12 protein-coding genes are annotated in these 18,494 nt (G+C 35.2%); 8 read left to right on the forward strand and 4 right to left on the reverse strand.

Annotated features, from left to right (window positions below):
* The first annotated feature begins 220 nt into the window (after nt 1-220).
* Nucleotides 221-337 (forward strand): photosystem II reaction center protein I, encoded by a 117-nt coding sequence (locus A0J48_RS22320; protein WP_013190888.1) that lies wholly within the window; start codon nt 221-223, stop codon nt 335-337.
* Nucleotides 338-545: 208 nt separating this feature from the next.
* Nucleotides 546-3,089 carry a DUF3769 domain-containing protein gene (locus A0J48_RS22325; RefSeq protein ID WP_200326783.1) on the forward strand — a complete coding sequence of 848 codons (2,544 nt, stop codon included), beginning with the start codon at nt 546-548 and terminating at the stop codon, nt 3,087-3,089.
* 124 nt (nt 3,090-3,213) lie between these two features.
* Here A0J48_RS22325 and A0J48_RS22330 read toward each other — a convergent pair whose 3' ends face one another.
* The gene (locus A0J48_RS22330) at nt 3,214-4,704 is read right to left on the reverse strand and encodes an ATP-binding protein (RefSeq protein WP_200326784.1); all 1,491 of its coding nucleotides are present in this window, start codon (nt 4,702-4,704) and stop codon (nt 3,214-3,216) included.
* Nucleotides 4,691-7,132, reverse strand: coding sequence for a GAF domain-containing protein (locus tag A0J48_RS22335; RefSeq protein ID WP_200326785.1), 2,442 nt, complete (start codon nt 7,130-7,132; stop codon nt 4,691-4,693). Before A0J48_RS22335 ends, A0J48_RS22330 begins: the two co-directional genes overlap by 14 nt.
* 74 nt (nt 7,133-7,206) lie before the next feature.
* On the opposite strand from A0J48_RS22335, the gene A0J48_RS22340 reads away from it, so the two are divergent.
* The 6 genes from A0J48_RS22340 to A0J48_RS22365 all read left to right on the forward strand — a co-directional run bounded on the left by A0J48_RS22340 (nt 7,207) and on the right by A0J48_RS22365 (nt 16,728).
* The gene (locus tag A0J48_RS22340; protein WP_200326792.1) at nt 7,207-8,799 is read left to right on the forward strand and encodes an alkaline phosphatase D family protein; all 1,593 of its coding nucleotides are present in this window, start codon (nt 7,207-7,209) and stop codon (nt 8,797-8,799) included.
* Nucleotides 8,800-8,906: 107 nt separating this feature from the next.
* A complete protein-coding gene (locus tag A0J48_RS22345; protein ID WP_200326786.1) occupies nt 8,907-9,671 on the forward strand; it encodes a Uma2 family endonuclease in 765 nt (254 codons plus the stop codon).
* 169 nt (nt 9,672-9,840) lie between these two features.
* Nucleotides 9,841-10,245: a trypco2 family protein gene (locus A0J48_RS22350; RefSeq protein WP_200326787.1), complete on the forward strand. Its 405-nt coding sequence runs from the start codon at nt 9,841-9,843 to the stop codon at nt 10,243-10,245.
* A gap of 99 nt (nt 10,246-10,344) precedes the next feature.
* Nucleotides 10,345-12,879 (forward strand): VMAP-C domain-containing protein, encoded by a 2,535-nt coding sequence (locus A0J48_RS22355; RefSeq protein WP_200326788.1) that lies wholly within the window; start codon nt 10,345-10,347, stop codon nt 12,877-12,879.
* The gene (locus tag A0J48_RS22360; RefSeq protein ID WP_200326789.1) at nt 12,876-13,964 is read left to right on the forward strand and encodes an AAA family ATPase; all 1,089 of its coding nucleotides are present in this window, start codon (nt 12,876-12,878) and stop codon (nt 13,962-13,964) included. Before A0J48_RS22355 ends, A0J48_RS22360 begins: the two co-directional genes overlap by 4 nt.
* Nucleotides 13,957-16,728 (forward strand): formylglycine-generating enzyme family protein, encoded by a 2,772-nt coding sequence (locus tag A0J48_RS22365; RefSeq protein WP_234301101.1) that lies wholly within the window; start codon nt 13,957-13,959, stop codon nt 16,726-16,728. Before A0J48_RS22360 ends, A0J48_RS22365 begins: the two co-directional genes overlap by 8 nt.
* 163 nt (nt 16,729-16,891) lie before the next feature.
* Here the strand turns inward: A0J48_RS22365 and A0J48_RS22370 are convergent, their stop codons facing one another.
* Nucleotides 16,892-17,956 carry an RNA-directed DNA polymerase gene (locus A0J48_RS22370; RefSeq protein ID WP_200326790.1) on the reverse strand — a complete coding sequence of 355 codons (1,065 nt, stop codon included), beginning with the start codon at nt 17,954-17,956 and terminating at the stop codon, nt 16,892-16,894.
* A gap of 240 nt (nt 17,957-18,196) precedes the next feature.
* Nucleotides 18,197-18,494 (reverse strand): diversity-generating retroelement protein Avd (gene avd, locus A0J48_RS22375; protein WP_200326791.1); only part of this gene is annotated, 298 nt, incomplete at its 5' end.

Here is an 18,494-nt window from a genome sequence, read left to right on the forward strand (position 1 = left end):
GGTGTGGGGTGTGGGGGAACTATTTTGCATCCAGCAACGTCAAGAATCGTCAGATTAGTTGGGTTAAACAATTACCAAACAGCCTCAGTCTAAAATCCATAGTTGGCAAGGTCAAGACTACCTCCAAAAAAGAACCAGATGCGGGTAAGATAGAGAAGCTATCTTTTCTGCGTAGCAGATTGTTGAGAACTTTTTGTCATAACCCCTGGGAGATATTTCTATGGTGACTTTAAAAATCGCTGTTTATATTGTTGTTGCTTTCTTTGTAGGAATTTTTGTGTTTGGCTTTTTGTCAAATGACCCGGCTCGTAACCCTGGTCGTCGGGATTTAGAATAAGAACACAAGAAATTATCCGCAACTGCTGGAAGGTGGAAGACACTAAACGCCCAAAACCTGGCGACGAATCTGAAAAAATACAGTGTCCTCCTCTTGGCGGCTTACCGCAAAAATGGGTTTAAAGCCCCGTTCTTCTAGGACGGAATATGTGTAGTTAGCCCCTTCCGGCTAAATATCTGCCTTTTCGTTGGCTTGATTTTCCTGATATATGCTTCATCCAGTTTTACCACCGGACTCACCACCTATTGTTGAATATGTAAAACCAGCCCAGCCTTTTGATTCCGCTTCAGTTGTTGAGGCTGAAACTGGTATACAAAAACTGGGAAATTCAGGAAATATAGAGATTGCTAATCATCTACCAACTCCTACAAAAGCTCCTGCAAAGGTTAATGAAGATGACTTAGGAGTTGTTAAACCCTTAGCTCTATCACCTCAGTTAGAGAATGTACCTCCAGAATTTTCCCCTGATGGCACCTACAGGAGTGCTGAACTTTTGGGGACAGCTTTGGCTGTTGGTCATTCCGAAACGAAAACTGTGGATGCCGAAAATCCATCAGGCGGTACATTTGAGCAAATTTCTGGTGCAGTTGTTAACACTAACAATACAAACAATGTATGGTTGTCTGAGTCGCCAGTTGTGATCAAAACATCTGCTCCAGTACAACATAAAAATTATGTAAATTTACAGAAACAAGGGAATAAAATTAATCTTTCTGGAGAGACAGAAACTGCACAAAATTCACCAAGTTCTTTACCTGTCCAAAATATTATTGAATTTAAGCCACGTAATTTTAATAACCAACCTTCAACTTCTACTACGGTGGAATTTCCACCAAATCCAAAACCTACTTCACCAGCAAATCAACCGTCTGGAAATACACCACAAGTCAGACAACGAGTTGTGGAAGTAATTGCTGATCGTCAAGAATATGATGAGCAAAGGCGAATCGTCACTGCTGAAGGTAATGTGGTGGTGCGATTTGATGGAGCAGTTGTCGATGCTGATAGATTGCAGGTAAATTTGGATAATTTGATTGCTGTGGGAGAAGGCAACGTGGCTTTAACCAGAGGTAATCAGGTATTGCGGGGAGAACGCTTTACTTATAACTTTGTCCAAGATAGTGGGGATCTGGAAAATGGTAGAGGTGAGATCTATGTCCCTTCCAGTCAAACAGATTTTGCTTTTTCACCCTCGGCAACTACAGATATTACCGCAGGTGGTGTTCCTAGTCGCCCACTCAGCGATCGCATTCGTGCTAATCAGCCTCTTGGTGGTGTAAGTAGTCCCGGAGAGCTTAATGTGACTGTTGGTGGACGAGCAGATGCTAGAAATATTCCTGCACCAAAAACAGGTGGCATTGTCAAACGGTTACGATTTGAAGCCCAACGCATTGACTTTTATCCCCGTGGTTGGCAAGCTCAGGATGTGCGGATTACGAATGATCCTTTTTCACCACCAGAATTAGAATTACGGGCTTCTAAGGTGACTATGACGCGAGAAGCGCCGCTAGTAGACCGTGTTACTACTCAGCGTCAACGTTTGGTATTTGACCAAGGATTTACTTTGCCGATCCCGATTGATAATCAAAAAATTGACCGTCGAGAAAGGGATGTGAATCCATTTATTGTTTCTCCAGGTTATGATGGTACTAGGCGGGGTGGAGTTTTTGTAGAGCGTAATTTTTCAGCTATCAATAATGACCAGACACGCTGGAGTATTACACCTCAGTTTTTTGTGCAGAAGGCTTTTGAAAATAGTGGTAATGTGGCAGATTTGTTTGGTGTAAAAACTAAGCTATATACTGTTTTAGGTCCAAAAACTACAGTTGAAGGCAGGGGAGAATTAACCAGTCTAGATTTCAATCAAGTAGAAGATAAGTTACGGGGAAGTTTGCGGTTACGTCAGACTTTAGGTGAGGTCAATCCTCATACCTTGAATTTAGAATATAGTTACCGCGATCGCTTGTACAATGGTACTCTCGGTTTTCAAACTGTTCAGAGTAGTTTAGGTGGAGTCGTCACTTCTCCTATTATCCCCTTGGGGAAAAGTGGGATTAATCTCAGCTATCAAGCAGGCGCTCAGTATATAGACGCTAACACTGATCGCCAAGATTTACTAGAGCCACAACGCAAAAATGACCGCATTTCTTTGGGGCGCTTACAAGCAAGCGCATCTCTGGGTACAGGTTTTTTGCTGTGGCAAGGTAAAGCATTACCACTGACTGCTAATGAAGGATTAAAATATACACCCAATCCTGTTGTACCTTATTTGCAAGCGATCGCTGGTGTGACAGGCACTACAAGTTATTATACAAGTGGCGATAATCAAAGTACCTTGATTGGTACAATCGGTTTAGTGGGACAACTAGGTCATTTTTCTCGACCATTTTTAGATTACACAGCCTTTAATATTAGTTACTCCCAAGGCTTCAATAGCGGATTATCACCCTTTTTGTTTGATCGCTCAGTGGATAACAGAGTGCTGAGTGCGGGGATTTCACAGCAAATATATGGACCTTTTCGTTTAGGATTGCAAACATCTATTAACCTGGATACAGGTCAAGAAAGCAGCACGGACTATACCGTGGAATATAACCGCCGCACTTACGGAATTACTTTGCGTTACAATCCGGTGTTGGAATTAGGCGGTTTTACTATCCGTATTAGTGATTTTAACTGGACAGGTGGTACTGATGTATTTTCTCCAGGTGAAGTGAAGCCAGTTGTGGGTGGTGTGCGTCAGGATAATTGATAATTGATAATTGATAATTGATACAGCAGATTGTAGATCAATAAGGTACAAATTTTTATCACGAATTCTTGTACCAAAAGGGTTTTACTGCTGACTGCTGAAAGCTGCTGTAATTGATAACTGTTTACTTATTCAACGGTATAGTGACAGTAAATGTTGTTCCCACATCAACTTGACTGCTAATATCAATTTTACCATTGTGAGCATCAACGCATCTTTTGACAATTACTAAGCCCAGTCCATTACCATGAATTGATTGGACATTTGAGGCGCGATAAAATGAATCAAAAATGCGATTTCTATCTGCTGTGGGAATGCCAATTCCTTGATCTTGAATTTGAAAAATTGCTACTCCTGCTTCCATATCACAGGTGAGGTTAAATTGAATTTGACTACCCGGATGAGAATATTTGACAGCGTTGGATAGTAAATTGATGAATAAATAACGTAATAATCTTTCATCCATTACACCATCTGTATAATGACTGTGACAATTAAATAGAATTTGCTGTGAGATACTTTTTATAATAGTAAATTCCTCAATTAAGTCCCGACAAAATTTATCTAATTTGATTGGTGCAGGATTATAACCCAGGTAGCCAGCCTCAGCCTTACCCATGAATAGTACATCTTCCATGAGTTTTTCCATTGATTGTACAGCGTTATAAATACGGTTAAAATAAGCGTTTCTTTTTGTTGTTGTGAGGTTATTTCCTTGCATCTCTATCAGTTCTACTGCTGTTTGAATCATCGCCAAAGGATTACGGAATTCATGGGAAACTGTAGAAATAAATAAAGATTTGAGACGATTTAGCTCTTGCTCTTGTTTTAAAGCCTGTTCTAGATGTTCTTTTTGACGGCGTTCACTCATATCCCAAAATACAACTACAGCACCACTAATTTTATTATGTCTTTTAAGTGGGGAAGCATTATTACCAATGGGTATTATTTGACCATTTTTAGTAATTAAAGATTGAGATTCACCCAAATTCACAACCGGTTCTTCCCGCAAAGTTTTATGGATAGGGTTTTCTATTATTTCTTCTGTCACTTCATCAATAATGGTGAAAACATCTGAGATATTTTTTCCTAGAGCGTCTTCTTGCTCCCAAGCTGTTAAATGGTGGGCTGCGGGGTTTATATACGTTACTATTCCCTGCTCATTTGTGGCAATTACCGCATCACTCATGCAGTTGAGTAGGGTTGCTAATTGGTCTCTACTTTCCCGTAATTCGCGTTCTAATTTATGTTGTGATAGAGCAATTTCAATAGCTATACGTAAATCTGTAACAGTAAATGGTTTAACTACATAACCAAAGGGTTGAGTGATTTTAGCACGTTCTATAGTTTGGTCATCGCTATGAGCAGTCAGAAAAATGATAGGTATATCTAACTGTTCACGAATATTAGCGGCAGTAGTAATTCCATCTATTTCACCCTTGAGGATAATATCCATTAACACTAATTCTGGTTGAGTTTCTAATGCCTTAGCAAGAGCAGCTTTACCAGAAGACGCAGTACCCGTAATAATGTAACCTAATTGATGTAATTGACTAGAAATAGTTCTAGCTACAATTATTTCATCTTCGACAACTAAAATTTTAGCTTGCTCCATTTGCTATTGATTTATGCAAAGTTAACTGCGGAAATTGAATGTGGAATAACGTTCCTTGATTGCTTTCTACTGTAATATTTCCTTCTAGTTGTTCTGTCACCAGATCATAAACTAATGATAGCCCCAAAGAATCTGTATTTCTCCAATATAAGCCATCAGGTAAACCAACACCATTATCTTGAACAGTTAGTTCGATTTTATTATTGACATTACGCAAACTAATGTTTATTTTTCCTTTTTGGTTATTAGGAAAAGCGTGTTTGAGTGCATTGGAGACTAATTCATTAATAATCAAACCACAAGCAATAGCTTCATCAACATTTAAAGAAACAGAATCTATATCGGTGAGGAGACTAATTTGACTAGGAACTATTTGATAAGAGATAAGCAGACCCGATGCCAAATTATTGATATATTCAAAAATATCTAATTGTCCAATATTAGGAGAAGTATAGAGATTTTTATGAATCAAGGAGATTGATTCAATCCGATTCTGGCTTTCCTGGATAACTCTGATAATTTCGGGTTCTTTGAGTGTTTGAGCTTGGAGTTGTAACAAACTAGAGACAATCTGCAAATTATTTTTTACACGATGATGAACTTCTTTTAACAAAACTTCTTTTTCCGCTAAGGCGCTTCTGAGTTCAATTTCTGCTTGTTGTCTTTGAGCTAGTTCAATTTGAGACTGTTCAAATATACTAGATTGTTGAATAGCGATCGCAATTTGCACTGTCAGTTGCTCTAGTAAATCTAACTGATTTTCTTCCCAATCACGGGGGGCTGAACATTGGTGTGCAATTAGTAAACCCCACAGACAAGAAACAGAATTGTCACCATCTGTTGTTAATAAAATTGGCACAACTAAATTGGCTTTGACTTGAAACTGTGCTAATAAATTCAGATGACAGTCACTCAGTCCTGCAGTGTCAATATTAGCAATTGCCCGTCTACGTCCTTGATGATATTCTAAACCTGCACCTGATTGAAAACAAGTATCTTTAATTTCTACACCCAAAGAAACTGTCCATCCAGGTGTAACAGATTCTGCCATGATCTTACCACTCATATCTGACGCAAATTGATAAACCACCACTCGATCAACCTGCAACAAATCTTGCACTTCTTTAACAGTTGCATTCAAAATATCTTGAAGATTTAGAGATTGACGAATGCGTTGAGAAACAGTCCGCATTAGCTGTTCCCTTTCTGCTTGTGCTTGAAACGCCTGTTCAGTTTGCTTGCGTGCTGTAATATCCTGACCGATGCTGAGAGTCTGACCATTGGGAAGAGAGATATTAGTCCAGGATGTATCTAATGTGAAACCATCACGTAACCGACACTTAAAGTCACTCCAAACTGGTTGTGCAAATTTCATACAATCAATTACATACTGACGATATTTAGCATCAGGATATAATTCAGCAAAAACATCATGAGTGTGGAAATCTTTTAAAGTCCAACCTAGAGTTTGTTCCAGATTATAGTTTACCCACTGCACTTTGCCGTTGACATCATTAAGGGCAATCATCAAGGGAATACTTTGGAATATTGATTGTAAGAATTTATTTTGTTCTTGCAGTGCTGTTTCAGTATTTTTACGATTAGTGATATCGTAAAAAACGATTAATATGACAATCTCATTGTTGAGTTTTAAATATTGAAGTGAAGTAATAGCCCATAATAAAGAACCATCTTTTCTATGAAAAAGAATTTCTTGGTTATGTAAATAACCGTTATTAGATAGAGTTACTATTAAAGAATTTAATTCTGAAACTTCATTGTAGATATTTGAAATGTGCGTATTATATAAATTTCCAGCATCAATTTGAAAGGTTTGCATAAATTCTGGGTTAGCATACAAAATTAACCCATCAGATACACGGAAAATCATTAATGGTAAAGGAATAGCTTGAATAATATCTCTAATTCTATTGTTTTCACCACTCTTTTGGAAATTTAGCTCTATATTTCTGATGACTTGTTTTGCTAAACCTTGTAAGGCTTTTTGTTCCTTAATGCTTAAGTTTCGCGGTATGACATCCATGACACTCAAACAACCTAAAACTAAGCCACTGGAATTAATCAGGGGAACTCCTGCATAAAAGCGAAAAGAAGGATTAGAAATCACCAGCGGATGAGCAGCAAACCTTTGATCTTGCCATGTATCATGGATAATAAATATTTCATTTTGTTGAATAGTATAGCTACCAAAAGCAACATTTCCTGGAACTTCTGAAATGGTAACACCAATTTTTGATTTGAACCATTCTCGTTCAGTATCAACTACACTAATTATAGCAACTGGTGTATCACAAAAATCGACTGCTAGTTGAACTAAATCATTAAAAATTTCTTCAGATTGCATATCTATATTTTGATAATCCTGTAATATTTTTAACATTTGGTTTTCATTGTCAAATAACTGCATAGACGCACCTGTCGTATAAATGGTGTTAGATAAATCTAGTCTAAAGCAATAAATAAAGAATCATGAGTAGCTTTATCAAATCAAACATTTCACCAAAACTGAAACGTCGTCAGTTTTTACTACAAGCCGCTGTCACTACTGGTAGCATTTTAGGCACAAATCTGTTGTCAAAATCAGGTGTAGCACAGACACCAGCATTGATCACATTAGATCAAAATCGCCCTTCTATCCCTTACGGAGTCGCTAGTGGCGATATTAACAGCAATAGCGCGGTTATTTGGAGTCGCAGTAATTACTCGGCGCGAATGATCATAGAATATGCTACTGATGAAAATTTCCGCAATAGCAGTCGTATTACTGGACAAGTCGCATCGAACAATACGGATTTTACAGCCCGGACTTATTTGAGTAATTTACCACCAGGTCAAGATATTTTTTACCGTGTTACTTTCCAAGATTTAGTGGATACCAACATTTACAGCGCACCAGTTATGGGGCATTTGAAAACTGCACCCCTAGGAAAGGAAAAAGATATATTTTTTGCCTGGTCTGGAGATACCGCAGGTCAAGGTTGGGGAATTAATCCCGAATGGGGAGGTATGAAAATTTACGAATCTATCAGAAAATTAAACCCTGATTTTTTTATCCATTCAGGTGATTATATTTACGCTGATAATCCGATTAAATCGGAAGTGATACTAGATGATGGTAGTATCTGGAGAAACATCACCACAGAGGAAAAGTCAAAGGTTGCGGAAACACTCACAGAATTTCGCGGTAACTATATTTACAATCTGTTAGATGAAAATGTGCGTCGCTTTAACGCTCAAGTTCCTCAACTGGTGCAATGGGACGACCACGAAGTGAGAAATAATTGGTATCCAGGGCAAATATTAGATGATGAGAGATACAAAATTAAAGATGTGAATTTATTAGTATCAAGGGCAAAACAAGCATTTTTAGAATATACACCTATCCGGTTTAACCCTGGAGATACAAACCGCATTTATCGCCACTTCAATTATGGTGAATTGCTAGAAATTTTCATGTTAGATGAACGTAGTTATCGTGGTAAAAATTCTCCTAACAATCAAACAGTATTAAATGCAGAAACAGCATTTTTAGGTGGTTCTCAAATTCGTTGGTTAAAAAATAAATTAAAAAGCTCAAAAGCAACTTGGAAAGTGATAGCTAGTGATATGCCAATTGGGTTAATAGTACGGGATGGTAAAACTGACTTTGAAAATGCTGCTAATGGGGATGGAAAAGCATTAGGGAGAGAATTGGAATTAGCTGATTTATTGCGGTTTATCAAACAGAATAATATCAAAAATGTGGTTTGGCTAACTGCTGATGTACATTATGCAGCAGCCCATTATTATGATCCAAATAAAGCGCAATTTACAAATTTTAAACCTTTTTGGGAATTTGTGGCTGGCCCTTTGAATGCAGGTAATTTTGGACCTGCCCAATTAGATAATACTTTTGGACCTCAAGTGAGGTTTAAAACTGCATCACCTGAGATTAAATTAAATCAACCACCAAGTTCAGGATTACAATTTTTTGGGACTGTGAAAATTGACGGAAAAACTGAATTGTTAACTGTTGCATTCCACAATTTAGAGGGTGAGAAAATCTATAGTTTAGATTTGCAACCAGAGGTTTAGATTTTAGTTAGAGGCAGAGCCTCTATCATAACATTCCCAGTTAGAAACTGGGAAAGAGATAATATTATTTCTTTGCTACACTTAAAAAAACACCACGAGGGGGGTATATGACCTCAACCACAAATCTTCCCACATCTGGAATTACTCTTCCAGATCATACTCAACTTCCAGAGTCTGATGGTAATTTTGTGAAAAATTTTCAGGAACATCCTCAAAGCATTCTACTAACTGAATCTATTAAACCAATATTGCAAAAAATTCACCCTGACGGACAATATTGTATAGGTCAAGATAGTGGCATTTACTGGCGTATTACTGATCCTCCAGAACGGGGAGCAGAAGCACCAGATTGGTTTTATGTGCCTAATGTGCCTCCTAGTTTGAATGGTCAAATGCGCCGTTCTTATGTACTGTGGCAAGAGTATATTTCACCATTAATTGTTTTAGAATTTGTTTCTGGGAATGGTGATGAAGAAAGAGATAAAACTCCGTGGAAAGGGAAATTATGGATTTATGAACAGGTGATTCATCCTGCTTTTTATGGGATTTATGAAATGAATAAAGCCAGTGTGGAAGTTTATCATTTAATTGAAAATAAATACCAATTATTACCAGCTAATGAACGCGGGCATTATCCTATTAAAGCTTTAGGAGTTGAGTTAGGCATTTGGCAAGGTGAATATCAAAATGTAGATTTACCTTGGTTACGTTGGTGGGATTTAGATGGTAATTTGTTGTTAAGTGGAGAAGAACGAGCAGAACAGGAATATCAAAGGGCTGAACAGGAACGCCAAAGGGCTGAACAGGAACGTCAGAAAAACGAACGTTTAATTGCTCAATTGCGCTCTTTGGGTATTGAACCGGAAATTTAATTTTCAGGTAAGCTTTCAACGCAAATACAAACTATACATTACCCCATGCCTGTCAAATTTCAGGGTGGGGTTAATTTTTAGCAAATTCACGTTTTTTTTTACAAATTGTTGCACAACAGCTTATGATTTCATGTTATAAAATAAATCAGTTATTTCCTGGTTACTGAAGATGTCACAGAAATTAAATGAAATCGGTTTAGGTGAACTAATTAGTAAAGTTAAAGAAGAGTTAGCAAACACAAATAAAGATAATCCAGTTTTCTTGGTTGAAAATGTTGAACTAGAACTACAAGTTGCGGTTTCTAAAGAGCAAGAAGTTAAAGGAGAGGGAAAAGCAAAAGCTGATTTAAAAATCAATGTTCTTTCTTTTGATTTTTTCAAGTTAGGAGAAGCTGAAGGAACTGTAAGCGGTAGTACAAAAACAAATAATGAAACTATTCATACTATTAGAATTACTTTAACTCCTGCTATTCTGAATGAGAACTTCATGAAAACATTAACACCCGAAGACCAGAAAAAAATTAGGGATAATACGCCACCAATAGTATTACAAGGTGACAATGAAGAATTTTAAATAAAAAAGTCGGGTGCGTTAGTGGTGACGTAACCCAGCAAAATTTTAAATTATGAATGGTGAGTTACAGATTTTATTTTAAATTTATCAATATATAAAATGGAAATACTGAAACTAACTTTAATACCAATCAATAATCGAGAATTTACCGTATCAGCAGAGAGCTATGGTAGTGAAAGATCACAATTACCATTTTTTGATGATTCGGGAAATTCACATATTTATACTGTGCTAAATGCTCTGAATGCAATTACTAAAAAATATTCATCTCAAAATAATGATCGAGAATGGATGATAAATGCAGGTTTATTAAATCCAGAATATTCTAACTTTTATCATGATCAAATGCGAGAAATAATTGGTAAGCAATTGTATACAGCATTATTTCCAGGCAATATTAAACCACCATTCAATCAAACAGATTTACATATTTCTATTGAATATGATTTTAAAACAATTAAGGATTCTAATTTATCATTATATCCCTGGCATTTAGCACATGATAGTCATGATTTTTTAGTACAAAAGGGTTTGAGTTTTTCCTATAGTATAGCTCACCCCAATTCTTTACCTTCGGGAAAACGCAAGATTGATAAATTAAAAGTTCTAGTTATTTCCTCACAAGCAGCAGACGGTAATCTAGAAAAATTAACAAATCAAGAAACATTAATTAATGATAGTCTCCAACAACTCAGATATCAAGGGAAAGCTAGTTTATTATCTTGGCACGAATCACAAACACCAACCTATACAACTTTACGCAATTACTTAACTGAAAACAGGAGAAATAAAGATAAAATGCCTGACATTATCCATTTTAATGGACATGGCGTTTTTAAGAGACAATGTGATAATCCTTCTTGTCCTAAAAGCGGTACAAATGAAATATTTTTCAATAAAGGAGTTGCTAATTGTCAACATTGTGGCAGTCCTTTAAAGAACCCTACAGGATTTTTGTTATTTCCAGATGAACAGGGAAATGCAGATTATATTAGCGCAGAAAGATTTGCTGATTTAATTGAAATTTGTGATCCAAAACCCCAGTTAATAGTTATTACTGCTTGTAAGGGTGCATACGCTGATTACAGTAATTCTGTGTTTAATGGAGTTGCTCAAAATTTATTACAAAAAGTTCCCGCAGTCGTAGCCACACCATTTAGTATTAGTGAGAATAGTCTGAAAGGTTTTATCGAGCAGTTTTATCGAGTTTTAAGTAATGGTACATCTTCTTTATTGGAAGCAGTAAGATTAGCAACCAATGAGATGAAGTTTAAAGACTATGAATGGTATCGTCCGGTTATTTTCTTGCGACATGATGGAGATAAGAATGGATATTTATTTGAGTTTGAGGAAACAGCAGATTTATCTGCAATATTAAATAACAAAAAGCAAAAAAAAGAAGAATTACTTGATTTTTTTAGATCCAATTGGCACTCCCATCAACAATTATTTACTCAAGCTTATCAATTCTCATTATCACTTCGTGATATTCAAATTCCCAGTAATGATGATCCCATTAAATCTATTCAAGATGTAGAGTTAAATAAAGCAATTAACAATATTGAAAAATTAGATAATTATAAAAGCAATAATTTTTCATTGATAGATTATTTGATTGGTTATTTAAGATTAAATATTCAAGATACATCTTCACAAATATATCAAAGATTGGATGAATGGATAAAAAATGTCACAAATCATGCTGATTTAATCAATATTGTTCAGCAAAAAATAAATATTATACCTAACTTGCAAGAAAGATATGATCCTTGTTTATTAATTACTATTGACGAGGGAAATAATTATAATTTAATTATCAAAGCATGGTTGATTGAAAATATTAATCAATATGATCAAGATTGTTATTTTCAAGATCAAGATCATAGTAACTGTCAAGATAATTGTTCTTCTCAGTACAATAATAAATGGGAAGAAATAACTAGAGACGGTAAATATGAGATTCAAGGTTTCAATAATTTATCGGATGGTTTACCAAAATTAATAGATAATTTACTGTTTAAAGTTAGCGATAAAGTTGGTAGAGTTGGGAAAATACAATTCTTTTTACCCTGTAAATTCATTGCTCCTATAGATTCTTTTTCAATCAGAAGACAAGGAGGATATTTATCTTTGGGAGCGCATTATGAGGTAAATATTAGGTTTGTAGAACGAACTAAAAAACCTGTGAATATAGAAGAAAAAGAGATTATGATGCAATGGAGAAACAATTGTAGACAATTAAAGGAAATCATAGACAATAGGCAAAGTATTAATTTTATGGAATTAGAATATTCAGATAATCGAAATCAATTAATTCAACTATTAAATCAACAACTAGCAATAAGATTGAATTTTGCAGTTGTATCTGATAAAATAGAAACAGTTATGAATGTTTTATATAATACAAGCATTCCTCTAGCTATATGGGTTAGGGAAGAAGTTGATAATTATCAACAGAATTTAGATAGAATATGTCGTCAATCACGTTGTTTAAACACATTATCTGAAGTAGTTAGAAACCAACGCTTAGAAGCAGAAGAAAATAATCATCATATAGGTCGTCATTTGTCATTTCTCTGGGATGATTATTATTTACTACCACCTAAACCTAGTGATAAATTTAAACAAATATGAACACAAATAACACAAACTGGTACATATTTAAAGGCAACAATACTAAACCCCATGATGATATTATTGATCAAGAAAAATTCCCACCTCCACCCAGTTGGCGGCCTTTTGGGGAAGATAGTAAACCAGGGGAAAATAGACGTAAACGCAGAGGTGAAACTTTCCAAGTTAGACAAGAAGAAATTAAAATGGTCAATGCTGCACTTTATCTGAGAAGACCATTATTAGTTACTGGTAAACCAGGAACAGGAAAATCATCTCTTGCTTATGCTGTCGCTAGGGAATTAAAATTAGGTGAAGTGCTTTATTGGCCAATTACAACTCGCACGACTTTAAAAGATGGACTTTACAGTTATGATGCTATTTCTCGACTGCAAGAAGCTCAACAACAACAGCAACAAAATTGGTCAAAATTATCAGCAGCAGAAAAACAACAACAACTAAAAATTATTGAAAAGTATATTACCCTTGGACCTTTAGGAACTGCTTTTTTACCATCCAATAAACCCCGTGTACTTTTAATTGATGAAATTGATAAAAGTGATATTGATTTACCTAATGATTTATTAGGTATTTTTGAAGAAGGTAGATTTATAATTCCTGAGTTAGAAAGAATTAAAGAAGAAGTCCCTGTTGTCAATGTGCGAACAGCTTACAGTGATGAAACAGAAGAAATAACTAAAGGTAATTTGAAAAAAGAAATTACAAATGGTGTAGTTACCTGTACAAACTTTCCCTTTGTGATTTTAACAAGTAACGGTGAAAGAGATTTTCCCGCGCCATTTTTGCGGCGTTGTTTGCGGTTAACAATGAAAAAACCCAGCAAGGATGATTTAGCAAAAATAGTGAATGCTCATTTTAATGAAGGAACTGAAGAAACACCTACAAAAACCACTAATAACCCAGAAGTAGACAAATTAATTACTAAGTTTTGGAAAAATCAAGATGAAAAGACTTTAGCAACAGACCAATTATTAAATGCTATTTTCATGGTTGTCAAAGGTCGGGATGGAATTTCTAGTGAAAACAAATTAATAGATAGATTATTAGACGATTTGGGAGCAGAACCAGAAGAAGAAGATGAATAATTCTCCCGATTATACCACGATTAGAAACCTAATTACTCGATTAGATAAATTAAAATTACCAGATGATTTAGCATTGGATGATGAAGACATTGCTGATATGATTTGGTTGGCTTTACAAATGGGTGATGCAGCGAAACTAACACCTAATAATACACAAGGTTCTATAGAATTTCCACCAATAGTAATATTACCTAATGATAATAATACAAATAAAACAGATGATTCAAAAACAGAAATTTTAAATGATTATGTACCTCCAAAAATAGATGAAGATACAGAACATAAAACAGAAAAAGGTCAAATATTAGAAACAACACCGCAAACATCCGGTTTTCCCTTTCCTGTTGCTGCTGCACCTGCTATTGATAATGGTTTAGAAATTGGTCGTTCACTGCGTCCCCTGAAGCGTAAAATACCTGCTAGAAATAGATTTATTTTAGATGAAGAAGCAACTGTTAATAGAATTATTGAGCGTAATATTTGGACTCCTGTTACTAAACCAGCACCGGAAAGATGGCTAGATTTAGAGTTGGTAGTTGAAGATTATAAATCATCTTTTATTTGGCAGGTTTTAATAGATGAATTAGAACAAATATTAGAAAAACAAGGTGCTTTTCGGAATATTCGTTGCTGGATAATTAAGAAAAGTTATACAAGCAATAAAAGCAAGACAGTATTTTTCTTTGTTATGAAGTACAGTCTTAAATATAATCTCAAAACAATATCATTGTTTTTATCCTTGCTTGCTATACGTCATATCTTAGGAGACATCTGTCAATTAACTCTTTATCGTCGCTACAAAGGAGGTAAATTAGCAAAATCTAAACATCAATATAAAGAATTAATCCATCCTGATAACCGGGGTTTAATATTCATTGTGAGTGATTGTGTTTCTCCTCTGTGGGAAAATCACATATTTTCTCAATGTTCAAAAGATTGGTCAACATCTCAACCTACTGCTATTTTACAATTTTTCCCTGAAAATTTATGGGATAGTACCCAATTATCTTTAGGACGAAAAATATTTGCTAAATCATCCAAGCCCGGTGTAGTAAATCATAAATTAGTTTTAGAAAATTTACCATTTTGGATATCTGTTAATTGGCGTAAAAATTTAGTTTTACCAGTATTGAATCTAGAACCACCAATATTAAAACTGTGGTCAAAAGTAGTTGCTGGTTTTGGTAATGGCAGAATTTCTACTTATTTATTTGATTTAGAATACTTACGAGAAAATCTATCTCTAAACCTCTCTGATACAAAGAAAGAGGCTTTAAATTATGAAGGGTTAAGTGAAGAAGAAAAAGCCAAAAAAATTGTGAAAAATTTCCTAGCTACTGCATCACCCATAGCGCAAAGATTAGCAGGAATGATGGCAGCTTTACCTGTGGATATTGCTGTAGTGAATCTGCTGAGAAAAACCTGTTTAAAGGCAGCTAAACCTGTTCATGTGGCGGAATTTTATATGGGTGGTTTACTGCAAGATGTCACCCCCAAAGACTACAAAGGAAAAGAGCGAGTTTATGATTTTCTTCCTGGGGTGAGGAAGGTACTGAATAATGCAATGGCAATTAATGAAACCGAAAAGATTTTAGATGCTGTTTCTGCATATATTGGTGAAAAAATTGGTTTATCAGTTAACAGTTTTACGGCATTGATAACTCATTTTCCCAAAAATCAAGATACTCAAGCTAAACTTCTCCCCTTTGCTCATATTGCTGTAGATGTTTTTCAAAATATTGGTGGTGAATATGCTGAATATGCTGATGCTATTAATAAATATATTTCTGCAAAACCAGAACCAGAATTAAAACCAGAACCAGAATTAAAACCAGAACCAGAATTAAAAACCTGTGAATTTGATGTAGCGACTATTGAAATTATTAAACAGACTACTTTTAAGTTTGTGGTGGCAACTTTAGAAAAAGATTTAAATTCATTAAACTGGTTAGTCAAACGTCAAGAAAAACAAGCTGTAGGTGTAATTGAAGAATTGGGTGAGGGGATAAATTTAGAACTGATGGAAATACCAGGGGGAACATTCCTCATGGGTTCACCAGAGGACGAAGAGGGAAGATATGATGATGAATCACCACAACATCAAGTAACAGTACCGACATTCTTTATGGGCAAATATCCCATCACGCAAAAGCAATGGCAAATAGTAGCAGGATGGGAACAAATAGACAAAGAACTAGACCCAGACCCCTCATATTTTAAAGAAGACTACCAAGGAATAGAGAGATGGGAAAGACCAGTAGAAAATGTAACCTGGTCAGATGCAAAGGAATTTTGTAACAGGTTAAGTAAAAAAACAGGATTTGAGTATCGCCTACCCACAGAAGCAGAATGGGAATACGCTTGTCGTGCAGGAACAACCACACCCTTTCATTTTGGAGAAACCATCACAACAGAACTAGCAAATTATCGTGGTACAGATGTGTATAAAGATGGAGTCAAAGGGGAATATAGAGAACAAACAACACCAGTGGGATATTTTCAGGTAGCGAATAACTTTGGGTTATATGATATGCATGGGAATGTGTGGGAATGGTGCGAGGATGACTGGCATAATAATTATGAAGGTGCGCCGACGAATGGTAGTGCGTGGATAAGTGAACAAGCGAGTAACAACAAAGTGTGTCGAGGCGGTTCTTGGTTCGTCGATTCTAGGAACTGTCGTTGTGCGACTCGCGTCAATTTCGTCAACAGCAACAACGACTTCGGTTTTCGAGTTGTGTGTGTTCCCCCCAGGACTATGTAGCCCTTTACACTCTTGCCCTTTTGCCCTCTCGCGCTATGCGCGAAAAATTTTTTTTTGATTTTTTAATGTGCAAAAATACAGTGATAACTTGTCTGAATCAGGATGTCCAAGATTAGAGGATTTACAGGATGAAAATAGGAATTTTGTCGCCCATTACAGATTATCAAAATGTCAATTTTAAGATAGAATAATGATTAAAAATAGAACGTCTTAAACGATAGGTATTGCCATGTTTAAGATGAGCTTCCCAACTTTGTAAGCTGTTCATAATTTTATCTGGAGAAATTTTATCTTGAGCAACATCTTTTTGGAGTTTATTGAGTCGTAAACGTCCCCTTCTGAGATTATCATTACGTACTCTCACTCGGTCAGGTAACACCCTAAACCCTACAAAGTTTGCACCATAACAAGTTTCTAATAACTGACTTTTAATAGGATGCATCTTGAGACGTAAACTGGCTAAATATTTTTCAATTTCTGTTTTTGCTGTCACTAAAAAATCGTAATCATCACTAAAAATTGCAAAATCATCTACATAACGTAAATATTTTTTAGCTCGTAATTCTTCCTTAACAAAATGGTCAAAATAATTTAGATAAAAATTAGCAAAAAATTGACTGGTTAAATTACCAATGGGTAAACCATGAGGACGCATAATAGGAGTTAATAAATCATCTCCGGGAAAATATTCAATCACATTTTCTTGGGAATTACTATTATCAATAATTAATTCAATTAACCATAAAGTCTGACGACATTTTATTTTACATCTAATAATATTTTTTAAAATTTCGTGGTCAATACTAGGAAAATATTTCCGCACATCACACTGCAAAACATAGCGACTAGAACGAGCAAATTTAGTAAATTTTTTTAAAGCGCGATGAGTTCCATAACCCAAGCGGTTAGCATAGGTATCATTTATAAATGACTTTTCAATTAAAGGAATAATAATATTACATAAAGCATGATGAACTACTCTATCCCGATAAGGTGCAGCAGAAATTAAACGCGGTTTAGGGTCATAAATATAGAAGGTGTTATATTTACCAGGGTGATAAGTTAGATTTTCTAATTCCGATTGTAATTTGAATAGTTCTTGTTCTAAATTATAGTTAAATTCTAGCACATTGGGACGAAATCGTTTTCCTTTTTGGGCATAACGAGCAGCTAACATCAATTTTTCCCAATTGATAATTTGATGCCAAAGGTTATCATATCTTTTCATTTTTCAATCTCTATGATCCTCAAAAATTTCTCAATCATTCAATTCTAGGGGTAGGGGTTTAGCATTGCTAAACTTTCTAAAAATACAATAATTGTCTGTTAAGTGCAAACAATAAAATTACGTAGGTTGGGTTGACGTAAGGAAACCCAATATTTTTAATTATTTATTTCCTGACATTTTCAATTATTTGTTGGGTTGCGCTGTCGCTTAACCCAACCTACAGTTTACAAATCAGAAAATTTACTTTTTTGGTTGTTGTTTTATCCATGCTGCTAAATCAGTACCAATATCATTGATTTTCTGATTAATATATTGATAACGTTGAGAGTTAACTAATTCAAAATCGAATATTAACCGGGTTTGATAGCGTAAAATATCCAGTTGAGTATTTAATTCTTGAAGAATCTTGATTTTATCACTTTTAGCTGCATAACGAGCTTGAATTAATTTTTCTAAAAAATCATATAAATGATTAATTATCCGTTCTCCTAAAACAAAACGATGGTTACGGGGAAGATTATTTAAAATGGGAATATAC

The sequence above is a fragment of the Sphaerospermopsis aphanizomenoides BCCUSP55 genome, from assembly GCF_001586785.1.
In the GTDB taxonomy this organism is placed as follows: domain Bacteria; phylum Cyanobacteriota; class Cyanobacteriia; order Cyanobacteriales; family Nostocaceae; genus Sphaerospermopsis_A; species Sphaerospermopsis_A aphanizomenoides_A.